The following is a 15,566-nucleotide window of genomic DNA, read 5'->3' as shown; positions in this document are numbered from 1 at the left end:
GCCGTTCCTGGCGCACAATGCCAGGAAGCCAACGAGGATGTCGGAGAGGAATGCTCAGCCCATCAGCACTGACGTTCATGTGTGGGCTGCTCGCGGGCGCCGTTCTCGGCGTCGCCGGTCGCGCCGGCCGCTTCTGTACGCTCGCGATGCTGGAGGACGCGTTCTTCGGCGCCGATACCCGACGACTCAAATCCTTCGCGCTGGCGGCCGCGGTCGCGCTGGTCGCAACCCAGTTGCTCGCCAGCTTCGGCCTGATCGACCTGTCGCGCTCGATCTACTTGACGTCGTCCATTCCGCTCGGCGGCGCCATTCTCGGCGGCCTGTCGTTCGGCATCGGGATGGCCCTGGTCGGCACCTGCGGCTTCGGAACGCTGGTCCGTATCGGCGGCGGTGATCTGCGCGCCATCGTCGTGTTTCTGGTGCTGGGCGTGTCAGCCCTGGCCGCGATGCGCGGGCTCACGGGATTCCTGCGCATCTCGCTGATCGAGCCGCTCTCCATACGCCTGCCCGAAACGATGACCCAGGGCATGGATATGCTGCTGTCGCCCGCGCTTGGCTCATATGCGCGGCCGGCAACCGTTTCCGTCGCAGCGGTCGCGCTCGCGGCCTGGGCATTGGCCGACGGGCGCCTCGTGAGATCGCCGCGCCTGCTGCTCTCCGGCCTCGCCGTAGGCTGTGCGGTGGCGTTCGGCTGGTTCGCCACCAGCTGGCTCGGCAATGACGATTTCGATCCGGCGCGCGTGGCATCCCTGACCTTCGTTGCCCCGCTCGGCAATACCGTGCTCTACATCGCCACGCTGTCGGGCAGCCGGGCCGATTTCGCGATCGGCTCCGTCGCCGGCGTGATCCTGGGCTCGTTCGTCGCGGCAATGTTTTCGCGCGTCTTCCGCTGGGAAGCCTGCGATGACGCGCGCGAGCTGAAGCGTCACATGACCGGCGCGCTGCTGATGGGCACCGGCGGCATCATGTCGATGGGCTGCACGATCGGACAGGGCCTGTCGGCATTCTCGACGCTGGCGGTCTCGGCGCCGTTGACGATGCTGGCGATCACCTGCGGCGCACGGCTCGGCCTCGAATACACCATGACCGGAGAATGGCGCCCCGCCGTGCGCAATCTGTTGCGTCTGACATCGTGACGGTGGCTGCGCTCTCGCAATGCGCAAGCTTGCCCCCACGCCAGGGCAATGGCGTTGTACCGCAGGCAGACGGATTGTGGATTTCGCCGTTGCCTCAATACTTCAGTTCAACGCGAGCTTCGCAGATTGTCTGCCGGCTCACACGGTCGTGTGCGCGCCGTCCTGGTGATAATCCCCGGATCTTCCGATGCCACGCTTCATGGGGAGACGGCACTGTCCTCAGCTGCACAGGAGCTCACAGGGAGGACGCGGCACAAACCAAAACTCCCGCAGCCTCGTCGGCTACGGGAGTTTCGGTCTCAATGGTTGCGGGGATAGGATTTGAACCTATGACCTTCAGGTTATGAGCCTGACGAGCTACCGGGCTGCTCCACCCCGCGTTAACTTGTGCGTCACCTTCAGAGAAGCACGGGGCGGTCCTGGCAGACGCCTGAGGCGCTGCCGATCCATCCCAAAGGCTTCCTGAGAAGGCTTGAGCCCGCCGGCCGGGTCGGCCATCGGGTGCGGGCGGTATGTACCAATGCGAGGCCGGTTTGGAAAGGGCTTTCCGCAAGTTTTTTTGCCGGATTGTGACACCGCCCGCTACGAGCCTCGTTGCTCGAATTACATCGATAATCCAATCTCTTATGAGATCGGCCTGTTTGCCCGCCAGCATGAGGCGCACGGCCCAGGCTGGGAACAACGACAAAGTTCCTCGAAGGGCGGCGGCAGGGATCGACGAACCACACACCCGCCAAACGGTTTGGCTCTACGCTATCGCCAGGCGGCGCAAACCGATGCCGTGCTTGCCAAGGGTTCCGCAACGCGGCAGCTTTAGGCCAACCAGAATGACGGCCCTGCACGCGGCCGCGGTACACGCGAGGAGACGTCCATGGACCAGTCCGTGAAGAGCCCAGCCCTCTCGGCGCTCGACGACGCGTTCCACGCGCAGGTCGAGGCCTCCCGCAATGCGCCTCCACCCGCCCTCGCGGCGCGGCTGGACGGCCTGAAGCGGCTGCGAGCGATGCTGTCGGACAACGAGAAGCGCCTGGAGCAGGCGATCTCGGCCGATTTCGGCCACCGCTGCGCCGTCGAGACGACGATTGCCGAAACGCTGTTCCTGCAGGCCGAGATCAGGCACACGCTCAAGGTGCTGCCGCGCTGGATGGCGCCGCGGCGCATCGCCACCGCGCTGCAGTTCTGGCCGGCGCGCAACCGCCTGATTCCGCAGCCGCTCGGCGTGGTCGGCATCATCGCGCCGTGGAACTACCCGCTGCAGCTGACGCTGGCGCCGGCAATCGGCGCGCTCGCCGCCGGCAACCGGGTCATGATCAAGCCGAGCGAGCTGACGCCGCACTTCTCCGCGCTGCTCAAGGAGCTGATCGCGGCGAATTTCGACCCGGCCCAGCTCACCGTCACCGGCATCAACAACGGCATCGCGGAGGCCTTTGCGGCGCTGCCGTTCGATCATCTCGTCTTCACCGGCTCGACCCGCGTCGGCCGCATCGTCGCTGAGGCCGCCGGGCGCAACTTGACCCCCGTGACGCTCGAGCTCGGCGGCAAGTCACCGACCATCGTCGACGTCTCCGCCAACATCGACGAAGCCGCGGAGCGGATCGCCTATGCCAAGCTGCTCAACGCCGGCCAGACCTGCATCGCGCCGGACTACGTGTTCGTGCCCGAGCCGCAACGCGACGCATTCGCGGGCAAGCTGCACCGGCAGATGCTGCAGATGTTCGGCACCAACCCGGCCAATGACGATTACACGTCGATCATCTCCGAGCGGCACTATGCCCGGCTGGAAGGATTGCTGCGCGACGCGATCGCGCGCGGCGCCAAGACGCTGAGCACGACCAGTCCGGAAGATCCGGCCTGGAAGAAGCTGCGGAAATTTCCACCGACCGTCGTGGTCGGTGCAACCCCGGACATGGCGATCATGCAGGAGGAGATCTTCGGTCCCCTGCTGCCCATCATGACCTATCGCCAGTCCGACGAGGTGATCCGCCACATCAATGCCCACGACCGGCCGCTCGCGCTGTACTGGTTCGGCACTGACGCTGCGGCCCGTGATACGGTGCTTGCACGCACCGTCTCCGGCGGCGTCACCATCAACGACTGCCTGCTGCATTTTGCGCAGATGAACCAGCCGATGGGCGGCGTCGGCGCCTCCGGCATCGGCCACTATCACGGCGAATGGGGATTCAACAGCTTCAGCAAGCTGAAGCCGGTATTCTACCGCTCGCCCTTCAACCGCATGAAGGATCTCTATCCTCCCTACGGCGCCAGCATCGCACGAATCGAAAAGCTGCTGCGATTCCTGTCCTAGCCACACCAATCGTCATTCCGGGGCGCGCAAAGTGCGAACCCGGAACCCCGAGATGATGGGGTGCAAGCCTAACCCAATGGTTTCGCCAGCTGCGCGCGGCGCCGCTCTTGGAATGACATTCAAACAACAAGCAAGACAACATCAGGGAGAGATGCGTGACGGACGAGGTCGATTTCATCGTCGTGGGCGGCGGCAGCGGCGGCGCAACGGTTGCTGGCCGCTTGTCGGAAGATCCGGCGACATCCGTGGCGCTGCTCGACGCCGGGGGACGCAACGACAACTGGATCGTGACCACGCCCTACATGCTGTTCCTGATGGTCGCGGGGCCCGTGAACAACTGGTCCTTCACCACGGTGCCGCAGAAGGGCCTGGACGGGCGCATCGGCTATCAGCCGCGCGGCCGCGGGCTCGGCGGCTCCTCGGCGATCAACGCCATGGTCTACATCCGCGGCCACCGCGCCGACTACGATCATTGGGCTGCACTCGGCAATCCCGGGTGGTCGTATGACGACGTACTGCCCTACTTCAAGCGCTCCGAGAACAATGCCGAGTTCGACGGCGAGTATCATGGCCGATCGGGACCGCTGCCCGTCAACCGGCTGCGGACCGACAATCCTGTGCACGAGATTTTCCTCCAGGCCGCGCGCGAAGCGCAGTTTCCGATCCGCGACGACTTCAATGCCGAGACGCAGGAAGGGCTCGGGCTCTATCAAGTCACGCAAGCCAATGGCGAGCGCTGGAGCGCGGCACGGGCCTACATCCAGCCGCATCTCGGCAGCCGCAGCAACCTGCGAGTCGAGACCTCGGCGCATGCCTCGATGATCCTGTTCGAGGGCAAGCGCGCGGTCGGCGTGAAGTATCGCCAGGGCAAGGAGGTCAAGGAGATCCGCTGCCGGCGCGAAGTGATCCTCGCCTCCGGCGCGTTCCAGACCCCGCAATTGCTGATGCTGTCAGGCATCGGCGACGCAACTGCACTGGCGCGGCTCGGCATCGCCAGCGTCCACCATCTGCCGGGTGTCGGACAGAACCTGCAGGATCATCCGGATTTCATCTTCGCCTACACCTCCGACAACCCCAACTTCTCTTCCCTGTCGCCGAAAGGCCTGCGTCGGCTGCTGGCGGGCATCGGCCAATATCGCCGCGAGCGCCGCGGCGTCCTGACCTCGAACTTCGCCGAATGCGGCGGCTTCCTGAAGACGCGGCCTGATCTCGACATCCCCGACATCCAGCTGCATTTCGGCATGGCCGTCACCGACGATCACGGCCGCAAGCGCCATGGCAACGGCTTCTCCTGCCATTTCTGTCTGCTGCGACCGAAGAGCCGCGGCACGGTCGGTTTGAGGAATGCCGATCCGCTCGCCGCGCCGCTGATCGATCCCAACTTCCTGGGCGAGGCCGAGGATCTCGAGACCATGGTGGCTGGCTACAAGACGACGCAGCGGCTGATGCAGACGCCGGCGATGCGCAGCCTCGGCAAGCGCGACCTGTTCACGTCGGACGTCAGGACCGACGACGACATTCGCGCCGTCATGCGCGCCCGCGTCGATACGGTCTACCATCCTGTCGGCACCTGCAGGATGGGCGTCGACGATCCACTCGCCGTGGTCGATCCCAAGTTGAAGGTGCACGGTCTCTCCAGCCTGCGCGTGGTCGATGCCTCGATCATGCCGACCCTGATCGGCGGCAACACCAATGCGCCGACCATCATGATCGGCGAGAAGGCCGCCGACATGATCAGGAGCGAGCTGAAAGGCTGAGTCCGCTTGCCATCGAGGGATATCAACCTGCGGATCAGCAGGGCCTCACGTCAGCAGGAAGCCGCCGTCCACGGTGACAACGCTGCCGGTCATGTAGCGCGAGGCATTGGACGCCAGCAGCAGGATTGCGCCGTCGAGATCACTCTCATGGCCGACGCGCCGCTGCGGGATGCGCTTGATCAGCTTCTCGCCCGCAGGCGTCTCCCAGACGTCGTGATTGATGTCGGTGTCGATATAGCCGGGCGCCAGTGCGTTGACGCGGATGCCGCTCGCCGCAAGCTCCAGCGCCAGCGCCTTGGTCGCCTGCACCACGCCGGCCTTGGAGATCGCATAAGGCGAGATGAACTTGACGACGCTGAAGCCGAGCACCGAGGCGATGTTGATGATGTTGCCGCCGGCCTTGCGCGCCGTCATGCGCCGCGCCGCTTCGGTTGCGGCGAAATAGGCGCCCTTCAGATTGGCGCCGATCACGGCGTCCCAATCCGCCTCGCTCTGCTCGACCGCGAGCTTCTCTACCGCGATGCCGGCGTTGTTGATCAGCACCGTGACGGGCCCGAGCGCGGCCTCGGCGGCATCCATGCCCCTGGCGATCGACGCCGTGCTCGTCACGTCCATCTCGACCGCGGCGGCGCGACCACCCCTCGCCCTGATCTCCTCCTCCAACGCCTTGAGCTTGCCGGTCTGGCGCGCCGCGAGCGCAACGGCGGCGCCATGCGCCGATAGAACCCGTGCGAACTGCCGCCCGAGTCCCTGGCTCGCGCCGGTGATCAGGATCACCTCGCGGCTGACATCGAACAGGTCGGACATGGTCTCTCCCACAGTTTCCTCATTTGTTGCAGCGCATTGATACAGACGATTTGAAACAGCGCAAACCGGAATCGTTTACCGGACCGGCCTACAACCGCGGCGGAGCAACCATGAACGCTTTCGACCTCGCCGCTTGTGCAGCACTGATGGTTGCCGTCTACAGCGGCTTCTCGACCGGGCTGTTGCGCAGCGCCATCACGATTCTGGCCTACCTGCTCGCGATGCCGCTGGCGATGGGCGCTGTCGCGGCGATGAGCCCGCAACTGCGCGACGTGCACGGCACTCCGCTGGCACAGAACTGGCTGCAGTTCTTCGCCGCTTTCGTCGTCATCGGCATGGCGCTGGGCAAGATCGGCCGCATCCTGCTCGACGAGGCGATCGGTTCCGAAGCCGGTTTTGGCGACCGGCTCGGCGGCGCTCTGCTGGGCGCGATCCGCACCGGCATGGTCGCGACCACGCTGGTGCTGGTGTTCGACAGGATCGTTCCCCCCGAGCGTCAGCCGCGCTTCCTCGAGGGATCACGCCTGCGGCCGATGCTCTCGCTCGCAGGCGCAAAAGGCTTCCGCTCGCTGCCTCCGGAGGTCGCAAGCCTGATCGACCGGCTGAAGCAGGAACGGCGCATCTGACGGACACGGCGGCGCCGCCTCTCCCGTCATAGCGAGCCATGCAATTCGGCACAGGCCGGCTGCTCTTATCAGCGGCAATTCGGTTGGCTAGAATGCGCCCATCTTCCTTCCAGCCTCACTGACATATCGGAGTGATCAATCGTGGATCTCGGGATCAAGGGCCGCCGCGCCATCGTCTGCGCCTCCAGCAAGGGTTTGGGCCGCGCCTGCGCCATCGCGCTCGCCAATGAGGGCGTGCATGTCACGATCACGGCGCGCGGCGCCGAGGTGCTGGCAAAGACCGCGGCCGAGATCCGCGCTGCCAATCCTGGCGTCACCGTGACGGAAGTGGCGGGCGACATCACCACGCCTGAGGGCCGCGCCGCCGTGCTGAAGGCCTGCCCGGATCCGGACATCCTGATCAACAATGCCGGCGGCCCGCCGCCCGGCGATTTTCGCAACTGGACCCGCGACGACTGGATCAAGGCGCTCGACGCCAACATGCTGACGCCGATCGAGCTGATCAAGGCGACCGTCGACGGCATGATGGCGCGCAAATTCGGCCGCATCGTCAACATCACCTCGGCCGCGGTGAAGGCGCCGATCGACATCCTCGGCCTCTCCAACGGCGCCCGCGCCGGCCTCACCGGCTTCGTCGCCGGCCTGTCGCGCAAGACCGTGATCAACAACGTCACCATCAACGCGCTGCTGCCGGGGCCGTTCGAGACCGACCGCCTGCTCTCGACGGCAAAGGGCGAAGCCGAGAGGCGCGGTGTCACGCCGGAGCAGATCCTCGCCGACCGCGCCAAGACGAACCCTGCAGGTCGCTTCGGCGATCCCGAGGAATTTGGGCTCGCCTGCGCCTTCCTGTGCGGCGCCAAGGCCGGCTACATCACCGGCCAGAACATCCTGCTCGACGGCGGCGCCTTCCCAGGCACGCTGTAAGACAGACTTCCTTGGGCGGTCTGGCGCGGAAACCTGCTACGCCAACCCCGGGCTTTCACCTCGCCCCGCTTGCGGGGAGAGGTCGGATTGCATCGCAAGATGCAATCCGGATGAGGAGGGCTCTCCCGCGAACGCGGGTGTCTGTGGAGAGTCCACCTCACCCACCCCTCTCCCCGCAAGCGGGGCGAGGGAGCGCAGTGCCGGCGCAACAGGAATTCGAATCCAACTAATAAAGCTATGAGTTCTGTTTGCCATCCGCGCTATGAATACAGCGACTCTACCTTTCCGAACGACCTACCGCTTCGTGGTCTCGTCCTCGTCGCGCTGGCTCGGGCTCGACGAATCCGCCGTGGTGCGGCCTTCCGTCCAGTCGATGCCGAAGGCGTCGAGACCTTCCGCAAGCAGATCGCCCAGCATCGGCTCGCCCAGCAGATAGCGCGCGGTGTGGCGGTCGCGCTGGCCGGCGGCCTCGCGGCGCAGATCGTCCCACTCGTCGATATCGCCGTCGCCGCGGCCGAGCCGCATCAAGGCGACGAGATCGGTCTGCTCGTCCTCGGTCATCGCGTTGATGAAACCGGTGATCTCGCGCACCACAGGATCATCGCCGCTATCCTGGAGCACGTCGACCATGTCGTCATCGACGGCATTCGAGCCGGATTCCTCATCGGTCGCCTGCTCCTTGACGTCGAACTCGCGCGCCTTTTCGATCAGGAAGGCGACCTTCTCGGGCGATATCGTCAGCTCTGGCATGGCGTTCTCCTCATGGACGGAATGCAGCAACGCTTGTTCCGGGCAGTTGATCCATTGCGCCGGAATAAGCCACGCGGCATCGTGAGCGGCATCAAGAATACGACGAGGAAGCGCGCATGTCTTGGACGATCGGCCGGGTCAGGATCACCAAATTCGTCGAGCTGGAGACTGTCGGCGGCACCCGCTTCATCCTGCCGCAGGCAACGCCCGAGGCGATCCGCGAGCTGTCCTGGCTCGCGCCCGATTTTGCGACCGATGAAGGCCGGCTGAAGATGTCGATCCACACCCTGGTGCTGGAAACACCGACGATGCGGATCGTGGTCGACACCGGGCTCGGCAACGACAAGCAGGGCCGCAGCGTGCCAATGTGGAACAACCGCGCGACACCGTTCCTGGAGACGATGAGCGCTGCTGGCCTCCCGCCTGAGAGCATCGACATGGTGATCTGCACCCACCTCCATGTCGACCATGTCGGATGGAATACGCGGCTGGTCGACGGCCGCTGGGTCCCGACCTTTGCCAATGCGCGCTACGTCTTCGGCCGCAGCGAATATGAGCATTGGCGCGATCACGGCGAGGCCGCCGACGAGACCGCGACCTTCGCCGATTCCGTGCAGCCGATCGTTGCGGCCGGACGTGCGGAGCTGGTCGGAAGCGAGGCTGTGATCACCGACGAGATCACGCTGATCCCGACGCCGGGCCACAGCCCCGGTCATGTCGGCCTGCACATCGGCTCGGATGGCGCACAGGCCCTGCTCACCGGGGACGTCGCCCATCATCCCTGCCAGATGGCGCATCTCGATTGGAGCTCGACGGTCGATTCCGATCCGGCGCAGGCGATCGCGACCCGGCGGGCGCTGTTCTCGCGTTTTGCCGACACTGAGACGCTGGTGATCGGCGGCCATTTCCATGCCGGCCATATCCGGCGGGACGGCGCCGCCTTCCGCTTCGAGGCATTACAGGGCAGCGGCGACGCATAGCCCGCGAGGTTGAATTTCCTCCCGCCATGCTCCATGACAGGGCTCTGGAATACCAAGGAATTGAGGGAGAGAAACCAATGAAGCTTGTTCGCTACGGCGAGAAGGGCGCGGAAAAGCCGGGCCTGATCGACGCATCCGGCCAGTTGCGCGACCTGTCGGCGCATGTGAAGGACCTCGACGGCGCCGCCTATGCGCCGGAGTCCCTGAAGAAGCTCGCCGCGCTCGATCCGGCCTCCCTGCCCGCCGTCGCCGGCAAGCCGCGGCTCGGCGCCCCCGTCACCGGCATCTCGAAATTCGTGGCGATCGGTCTCAATTACTCCGACCATGCCAAGGAGACCGGCAACCCGATTCCGGCCGAGCCGATCTTCTTCCTCAAGGCCAACACTGCGCTGTGCGGTCCCTATGACCAGGTCGAGAAGCCGCGCGGCTCGACCAAGCTCGACTGGGAGGTCGAGATCGCCGCCATCATCGGCACCCGCGCCAAATACGTCTCCGAGGCGGAGGCGCTGAACCACATCGCCGGCTACACGATCTGCAACGACGTCTCCGAGCGCAACTTCCAGATCGAGCGGCTTGGCCAGTGGACCAAGGGCAAGTCGCACGACACGTTCGGCCCGGTCGGCCCGTGGCTCGTCACCAAGGACGAGATTCCAGACGTGCAGAACCTGTCGATGTGGCTCGACGTCAACGGCCAGCGCCGCCAGACCGGCACCACCGCGACGATGATCTTCTCGATGGCGAAGTGCATCTCCTACGTCTCGCAGTTCATGACGCTGCTGCCCGGCGACATCGTCACCACGGGCACGCCTCCGGGTGTCGGCATGGGCATGAAGCCGCCGACCTTCCTCAACGTCGGCGACGTCGTCACGCTCGGCATCGAGCGCCTCGGCGAGCAGCGCCAGGAGATCATCGAGGCGTAAGGCGCGATATCGACTTGTGAGTCATTCCGGGATGGCGCGTAGCGCCAGACCCGGAATCTCGAGATTCCGGGTTCGATGCTTCGCATCGCCCCGGAATGACCAGCCAGAGGACACTACCGATGAAACTCACCTTCTCGCCCGCCTCGCCGTTCGCCCGCAAGGTGCGCATCGCCGCCATCGAGCTCGGGCTGATCGACAAGATCGAATTCATGGCCGCAGCGGTGACGCCGGGCCAGGCCAATGAGGAGTATTCGAAGATCACGCCGCTGAAGAAGCTGCCGGTGCTGATCCTCGACAACGGCGACGTGATCCTGGATTCCTATGTGATCGTCGAGTATCTCGACGAGCTCGCCGGCGGCAACAAGCTCATTCCGGCATCGGGTCCCTCGCGCTGGAAGGTGAAGAGCGAGCATTCGATGCTGCAGGGCATGCTCGATTCGATGCTGTTGTGCCGCTACGAGGCGATGGTGCGCCCGGAGGGCCTGCGCTGGCAGGCGTGGTCCGACGACCACTGGAACAGAGCCTGGATGGGCATGGCGCGCTTCAATGCGCAGCCCGACTTGATGACGCGCCCGTTCGACATCGTCTCGATCGGACTCGTCTGCGTGCTCGGCTATGCCGATTTCCGGTTTGCGGATTGCGGCTGGCGCAAGGCGTTTCCAACGCTCGACGCGTTCCACAACAAGATGCTGGAGCGGGAATCGGTGAAGGTCTCGGTGCCGCCGGCGGCTTGATCGCCGAACAGGAGCTGACGTGACGCTGACATTCTCGGTTGCAGACACGACCATTCATCGCATCATCGAGCAGGAAACCACGTTCCTGCCGGCGCGCGAGATGTTTCCGGAGCTGACGTCGGAGATGCTGGCAGCGGAACGCAGCGCGCTGCAGGCGGCCGGTGCCCTCGATGCGCAGGACACGCTGATCCTGTGCTTTCAGTCCTACGTGGTGAGGACGCCTCACCACACCATCCTGATCGACAGCTGCATCGGCAACGACAAGCCGCGCGCGCGGCCGGTCTGGAACATGAAGACCGACGACACCTACATCCGGGCGCTTGCGACTGCGGGCGTGTCGGTCGACGGCATCGACGTCGTGATGTGCACGCATCTGCACACCGATCATGTCGGCTGGAACACGCGGCTCGACAACGGCCGCTGGGTGCCGACCTTTCCGAATGCGCGCTACGTATTCGCGCAGCGTGAATATGATTACTGGGTGGCGCAGAACGCCAAGACCGAGGTGCCTCCATTCGCCGACAGCGTGCTGCCGGTGGTCGAGGCCAAGCGCGCCGACATCGTGAAGGATGGATTCGCGATCGGCGATCACGTCCGTCTGCTGCCGACGCCGGGGCACACGCCCGGCCATGTCGCGGTCGCCGTCGGCAAGGGCAGGGACGACGCGGTGTTCTCCGGCGACCTGATGCACTCGCCGCTGCAGCTTGGGCTTCCCGAGCTGTCACCGAAATTCGACGTCGATCCGGCGCAGGCCGCAGCGACGCGGCGCACCTTTCTCGATCGCTATTGCGACACGGCGACGCTGTGCTGCACGGCCCATTTTCCCTCGCCCTCGGTCGGGCGTATCAGGCGCAAGGGCGACGGCTTCGCCTGCGAGACCGTGTAACGCTCGCAGATCTCAGTCGACGATGAACAGCTTGGCGCCTTTCGGCGTAAAGGACCGATGGGCAGCGTCGCCGAAGTCGGAGACCTGGTAGCTCATGCCCGCCGACAGAGTGAACCTGCGACCATCCTTGAGCTCGCTCTCGAGCTCGCCTTCCAGCACCAGCAGGATGTGGCCGCGATCGCACCAATGATCGGCAAGATAGCCCGGCGTGTACTCGACCTGCCGCACCCGGATGTCGCCGATCATCAGCGTCCGCCAATAGGCCGTGCCCTGCTCTCCCGGATGCTCGGTCACGGGAACGGCCGACCAGTCGGTCACGGTGAAGGGAAGGGTCGGAATTTTCATCGGCGCGCTCAGCTCGGAGATGGGTTGGCGGGGTCGAGACCGCGCCACCGCATAGAGCGAACCGCGCCGGAGATCAAACCCGCCTTCCAGTAGCGTTCTGCCGTCAATCGAACAGGCTGGGCGTATGGTTCACCGCGGCGCCCTCGATCGCCAGCATCCTCAGCTTGGTGTCGACGCCACCATTGGCGGAGAAGCCGCCCGGCTTGTTGCCAGCCGCGAGCACGCGATGGCATGGCACCACGATGGGACACGGGTTGCGGCCCAGTGCCTGACCGACCTCGCGCGACAACTCGACGCCGCCGAGCTGTTTGGCGATGTCGCCATAGGTCAGGGTCCGGCCCGGCGGGATCCGGCGCGCGATGTCGTAGACGCCGCGCTGGAATGCGCTGACGCCGTCGAGATCGAGAGCCACGTCGGTGAGATCATCCGGCTCTCCGGCCAGTAGCGCCTTGACGCGGGTGATGACGCGCTGCACATGCGCCGGCGGCTCATCCTCGCCGATGCCCGGGTGGCGCTGCTGCATCCGGGTCCGGGTCTGCGCGACGCCGCCCATCGGCAGTTGCACCGCGTTGATTCCGCGCGGTCCCCAGGCGATCGCGCAAGTGCCGATCGCGGTCTCGAAAAGTGCGTAGAAGTGGTCAGACATGGCGGGCTCCATCGTCGATCTGCCCCGTATCATCTGCCAGTCAAAATAGGCTTGGAGAATGTTGCGATCCACCCGGATTCTGCCAATGTCGACAGCGGAAGCACCGTGACGCCCATCGGCAGGCCGAGAGGATGGGAGCACGACGCAGAGGCAGCCCGGCGCAAAGAGCGGGCGCCCCGTCCGAGGAAGCCAAGGCGAGGGAGAAGGACATGAAGCTGACCCCGGAGCAGATTGCATTCTTCAACCGCGAGGGCTGGCTGTTCCTGCCCGAGCTGTTCAGCCCGGAGGAGACCGCGTTCCTCGCCCACGAGGCGGAGGCGATCTACGCCGCCAACAGGCCCGAGGTCTGGCGCGAAAGGAGCGGCGCGCCGCGCACGGCGTTTGCCGCCCATCTCTACAACGACGCCTTCCGCGTGCTCGCGGCGCATCCGCGCATGATCGAGCCGATCGAGCAGATCTTCGGCGAGAAGGTCTACATGCATCAGTTCAAGATCAACGCCAAATCGGCCTTCACCGGCGATGTCTGGCAATGGCACCAGGACTACGGCACCTGGAAGCGCGACGACGGCATGCCGGAGCCGCGCGCGATGAACATCGCGATCTTCCTCGACGAGGTCATGCCGATCAACGGCCCCTTGATGCTGGTGCCGCGCAGCCAGCATGCCGGCGACCTCGAGGCGTCGCATGATCTCGCGACCACCTCCTATCCATTGTGGACCTTGGACGAGGCGACGGTGACGCGGCTGGTCGCAGAAGGCGGCATCGTCGCGCCAACCGGAAAGCCGGGCGGCATGCTGATGTTCCACGGCAATCTTGTGCACGGCTCCGCCGGCAACATCACACCCTATCCGCGCAAGATCGTGTACCTCACGCTCAACGCCGTCTCGAACCATATCCGCACGCCCACGCGGCCCGACTACATCGCGCATCGCGACTTCACGCCGATTGTGACGCTGCCGGACGATGCGCTGCTACAACTGGCGCGGGCGCATCGCGAAGCGGCGGAGTAGAGCACAGCACTCGCCACGAAAAATGTCGTCATGCCCGGGCTTGACCCGGGCATCCATCAATCAGGACGACGGCCCCCGTTGGAGATGGATGGCCGGGTCAAGCCCGGCCATGACGGGGAAACTGATAGCCGCCCTACCGCGCCTCCAAGAAACACTGGAATTCCCCAATGAACCTCCACGCCCTCCTCCAAGCGCGCAATGCCTCCGGCAAGCCCGTCCGCGTGGCACTGATCGGCGCCGGCAAATTCGGCTCGATGTTTCTGGCGCAGGTACCGCATGTCGCGGGCCTCGAGGTCCCCGTCATCATCGACCTCGATCCCGAGCGCGCCCGCGACGCGTGCCGGACGGTCGGCTGGAGCGCCGAGCTGATCGCGCGCACGAATTTCAGCCCCGATGGTTCGAAGGCGACGGGTGACGGCGTTGATGTCGTTGTCGAAGCGACCGGCAATCCTGCTGCCGGCATCCGCCATGCGCGCGCCGCGATCAAGGCTGGCAAGCACATCGTGATGGTCAATGTCGAGGCCGACGTGCTGGCCGGGCCGCTTCTTGCGGAAGAGGCGCGCAAGGCGGGCGTGGTCTATTCGCTGGCCTATGGCGACCAGCCGGCGCTGACAGCCGAACTCGTCGACTGGGCACGCGCGACCGGCTTCCACGTGGTCGCGGCCGGCAAGGGCACGAAATATCTGCCGGCCTATCACGACGTGACGCCGGACGGCGTCTGGCAGCATTACGGGCTGACGGCGGGCGAAGCACAGTCTGCCGGCATGAACCCGCAGATGTTCAATTCCTTCCTCGACGGCACCAAGTCGGCCATCGAGATGGCCGCGATCGCCAACGCGACCGGGCTCGACGTGCCCACGGACGGACTGCTGTTTCCACCCTGCGGTGTCGATGATCTGCCCCATGTCCTGCGCCCGCGCGACCGCGGCGGCGTGCTGGAACGATCGGGCATGGTCGAAGTGGTGTCATCGCTGGAACGCGACGGACGGCCGGTGTTTCGCGATCTGCGCTGGGGCGTCTATGTCGTGCTGGAGGCGCCGAACGACTACGCAGCGGACTGCTTCCGCCAATACGGCCTGAAGACGGACGCCAGCGGCCGCTATGCGGCGATGTACAAGCCCTATCACCTGATCGGGTTGGAGCTGAACGTCTCGGTGCTGTCGGCGGCGCTGCGGCGCGAGCCGACCGGACAGCCGCTCGGTTTCCGCGGCGACGTCGTCGCCGTCGCCAAGAAGGACCTGCGCGCCGGCGAGATGCTCGATGGTGAGGGCGGCTACACGGTCTGGGGTAAGGTGATTCCGGCGCGTACAAGCCTCCAGCTTGGGGCGCTGCCGATCGGATTGGCGCATCGCGTGAAGCTCAAAGACGACGTTGCTCATGGTGCAGTCGTGCGGTGGGGCGACGTCGACGTGGACAACATGGACAGCGATATCGTCGCGACCCGCAAAGGGATGGAAATGGCGTTCGCGCGCGGATTCACTCCCGAGCCTCACCCCTCTCGCGGTCAATAAAAAGCCCCGACCGAGGGCCGGGGCTCTGAGATCACGTGACGTCTGGGCTCAGTTGTCATCCTCGCCGAAGGCAGCGGCGAGCTTGTCGTAATATTTGACGACGAGATCGATGTTGCCCTTGTTCTCGACCTCCGGTGGCTTCGCCTTCAGCGCCGCGTTCAGATCGTTGAGGACCTGCTTCTTGTCGTCGGGCTTCATCTTGTTATCGGCCTGGACCTGATCGATCTGC

At 65.2% G+C, this 15,566-nt stretch carries 16 protein-coding genes and 1 tRNA gene (1 of these 17 only partly in view); 11 read left to right on the top strand and 6 right to left on the bottom strand.

Annotated features, from left to right (window positions below; genetic code table 11):
• Window positions 1–50 precede the first annotated feature (50 nt).
• Window positions 51–1,136, top strand: a complete 1,086-nt coding sequence (locus tag QX070_RS07440) for a YeeE/YedE family protein (protein ID WP_315736267.1) — start codon at window positions 51–53, stop codon at window positions 1,134–1,136.
• Window positions 1,137–1,439: 303 nt separating this feature from the next.
• Here the strand turns inward: QX070_RS07440 and QX070_RS07435 are convergent.
• Window positions 1,440–1,516 (bottom strand) — tRNA-Met (locus QX070_RS07435).
• Window positions 1,517–2,007: 491 nt separating this feature from the next.
• Between QX070_RS07435 and QX070_RS07430 the strand changes: the two genes are divergently transcribed.
• Both QX070_RS07430 and QX070_RS07425 read left to right on the top strand, forming a co-directional pair.
• Window positions 2,008–3,441, top strand: a complete 1,434-nt coding sequence (locus QX070_RS07430) for a coniferyl aldehyde dehydrogenase (protein WP_315736266.1) — start codon at window positions 2,008–2,010, stop codon at window positions 3,439–3,441.
• 155 nt (window positions 3,442–3,596) lie between these two features.
• Complete coding sequence (locus QX070_RS07425; RefSeq protein ID WP_315736265.1) at window positions 3,597–5,198, top strand: GMC family oxidoreductase; 1,602 nt, start codon at window positions 3,597–3,599, stop codon at window positions 5,196–5,198.
• 45 nt (window positions 5,199–5,243) lie between these two features.
• On the opposite strand, the gene QX070_RS07420 is transcribed toward QX070_RS07425, so the two are convergent.
• A complete protein-coding gene (locus tag QX070_RS07420) occupies window positions 5,244–6,005 on the bottom strand; it encodes an SDR family oxidoreductase (protein WP_315736264.1) in 762 nt (253 codons plus the stop codon).
• Between the two features lie 110 nt (window positions 6,006–6,115).
• Between QX070_RS07420 and QX070_RS07415 the strand changes: the two genes are divergently transcribed.
• Both QX070_RS07415 and QX070_RS07410 read left to right on the top strand, forming a co-directional pair.
• Window positions 6,116–6,631, top strand: coding sequence for a CvpA family protein (locus QX070_RS07415; RefSeq protein ID WP_315736263.1), 516 nt, complete (start codon window positions 6,116–6,118; stop codon window positions 6,629–6,631).
• Between the two features lie 141 nt (window positions 6,632–6,772).
• Window positions 6,773–7,555 carry an SDR family oxidoreductase gene (locus QX070_RS07410; RefSeq protein ID WP_315736262.1) on the top strand — a complete coding sequence of 261 codons (783 nt, stop codon included), beginning with the start codon at window positions 6,773–6,775 and terminating at the stop codon, window positions 7,553–7,555.
• A 294-nt stretch (window positions 7,556–7,849) separates the two neighbouring features.
• Here the strand turns inward: QX070_RS07410 and QX070_RS07405 are convergent, their stop codons facing one another.
• Complete coding sequence (locus tag QX070_RS07405; RefSeq protein WP_315736261.1) at window positions 7,850–8,305, bottom strand: DUF3775 domain-containing protein; 456 nt, start codon at window positions 8,303–8,305, stop codon at window positions 7,850–7,852.
• 116 nt (window positions 8,306–8,421) lie between these two features.
• Here QX070_RS07405 and QX070_RS07400 point away from each other — a divergent pair, with 116 nt between their 5' ends.
• From QX070_RS07400 to QX070_RS07385, 4 genes are all read left to right on the top strand, one after another.
• Window positions 8,422–9,285, top strand: coding sequence for an MBL fold metallo-hydrolase (locus QX070_RS07400; RefSeq protein ID WP_315736260.1), 864 nt, complete (start codon window positions 8,422–8,424; stop codon window positions 9,283–9,285).
• Between the two features lie 77 nt (window positions 9,286–9,362).
• Complete coding sequence (locus tag QX070_RS07395) at window positions 9,363–10,205, top strand: fumarylacetoacetate hydrolase family protein (RefSeq protein ID WP_315718081.1); 843 nt, start codon at window positions 9,363–9,365, stop codon at window positions 10,203–10,205.
• A 119-nt stretch (window positions 10,206–10,324) separates the two neighbouring features.
• Window positions 10,325–10,939 carry a glutathione S-transferase family protein gene (locus QX070_RS07390; RefSeq protein ID WP_315736259.1) on the top strand — a complete coding sequence of 205 codons (615 nt, stop codon included), beginning with the start codon at window positions 10,325–10,327 and terminating at the stop codon, window positions 10,937–10,939.
• 19 nt (window positions 10,940–10,958) lie between these two features.
• Complete coding sequence (locus QX070_RS07385; RefSeq protein WP_315736258.1) at window positions 10,959–11,825, top strand: MBL fold metallo-hydrolase; 867 nt, start codon at window positions 10,959–10,961, stop codon at window positions 11,823–11,825.
• A gap of 12 nt (window positions 11,826–11,837) precedes the next feature.
• Here the strand turns inward: QX070_RS07385 and QX070_RS07380 are convergent, their stop codons facing one another.
• Together QX070_RS07380 and QX070_RS07375 are read right to left on the bottom strand one after the other, a co-directional pair.
• Complete coding sequence (locus QX070_RS07380; protein ID WP_315736257.1) at window positions 11,838–12,170, bottom strand: DHCW motif cupin fold protein; 333 nt, start codon at window positions 12,168–12,170, stop codon at window positions 11,838–11,840.
• Between the two features lie 103 nt (window positions 12,171–12,273).
• Window positions 12,274–12,816: a methylated-DNA--[protein]-cysteine S-methyltransferase gene (locus QX070_RS07375; RefSeq protein ID WP_315736256.1), complete on the bottom strand. Its 543-nt coding sequence runs from the start codon at window positions 12,814–12,816 to the stop codon at window positions 12,274–12,276.
• 209 nt (window positions 12,817–13,025) lie between these two features.
• Between QX070_RS07375 and QX070_RS07370 the strand changes: the two genes are divergently transcribed.
• Complete coding sequence (locus QX070_RS07370) at window positions 13,026–13,826, top strand: phytanoyl-CoA dioxygenase family protein (protein WP_315736255.1); 801 nt, start codon at window positions 13,026–13,028, stop codon at window positions 13,824–13,826.
• Window positions 13,827–13,993: 167 nt separating this feature from the next.
• Window positions 13,994–15,337, top strand: coding sequence for an NAD(P)H-dependent oxidoreductase (locus tag QX070_RS07365; RefSeq protein ID WP_315736254.1), 1,344 nt, complete (start codon window positions 13,994–13,996; stop codon window positions 15,335–15,337).
• Between the two features lie 48 nt (window positions 15,338–15,385).
• Here QX070_RS07365 and QX070_RS07360 read toward each other — a convergent pair whose 3' ends face one another.
• A protein-coding gene (locus QX070_RS07360; RefSeq protein ID WP_315736253.1) for a hypothetical protein crosses the window boundary here: on the bottom strand, window positions 15,386–15,566 show its 3' portion. The gene runs 413 nt beyond the window's last position; 181 of the gene's 594 nt are visible here — the last part of the coding sequence; the start codon falls outside the window, past its right edge — the gene reads right to left on this strand; it ends in the stop codon at window positions 15,386–15,388.

The sequence above is a fragment of the Bradyrhizobium sp. SZCCHNR1093 genome, assembly GCF_032381175.1.
Classification (GTDB): Bacteria; Pseudomonadota; Alphaproteobacteria; order Rhizobiales; family Xanthobacteraceae; genus Bradyrhizobium.
Note: the sequence above shows the minus strand (reverse complement) of the source record. Positions and strands in the feature narration are given on the sequence as shown.

Coding starts and splice junctions, on each gene's coding strand:
- QX070_RS07365 (WP_315736254.1), top strand. CDS start 13,994: ATGAACCTCCACGCCCTCCTCCAAGCGCGCAATGCCTCCGGCAAGCCC.
- QX070_RS07415 (WP_315736263.1), top strand. CDS start 6,116: ATGAACGCTTTCGACCTCGCCGCTTGTGCAGCACTGATGGTTGCCGTC.
- QX070_RS07390 (WP_315736259.1), top strand. CDS start 10,325: ATGAAACTCACCTTCTCGCCCGCCTCGCCGTTCGCCCGCAAGGTGCGC.
- QX070_RS07370 (WP_315736255.1), top strand. CDS start 13,026: ATGAAGCTGACCCCGGAGCAGATTGCATTCTTCAACCGCGAGGGCTGG.
- QX070_RS07405 (WP_315736261.1), bottom strand. CDS start 8,305: ATGCCAGAGCTGACGATATCGCCCGAGAAGGTCGCCTTCCTGATCGAA.
- QX070_RS07440 (WP_315736267.1), top strand. CDS start 51: ATGCTCAGCCCATCAGCACTGACGTTCATGTGTGGGCTGCTCGCGGGC.
- QX070_RS07430 (WP_315736266.1), top strand. CDS start 2,008: ATGGACCAGTCCGTGAAGAGCCCAGCCCTCTCGGCGCTCGACGACGCG.
- QX070_RS07380 (WP_315736257.1), bottom strand. CDS start 12,170: ATGAAAATTCCGACCCTTCCCTTCACCGTGACCGACTGGTCGGCCGTT.
- QX070_RS07420 (WP_315736264.1), bottom strand. CDS start 6,005: ATGTCCGACCTGTTCGATGTCAGCCGCGAGGTGATCCTGATCACCGGC.
- QX070_RS07395 (WP_315718081.1), top strand. CDS start 9,363: ATGAAGCTTGTTCGCTACGGCGAGAAGGGCGCGGAAAAGCCGGGCCTG.
- QX070_RS07375 (WP_315736256.1), bottom strand. CDS start 12,816: ATGTCTGACCACTTCTACGCACTTTTCGAGACCGCGATCGGCACTTGC.
- QX070_RS07400 (WP_315736260.1), top strand. CDS start 8,422: ATGTCTTGGACGATCGGCCGGGTCAGGATCACCAAATTCGTCGAGCTG.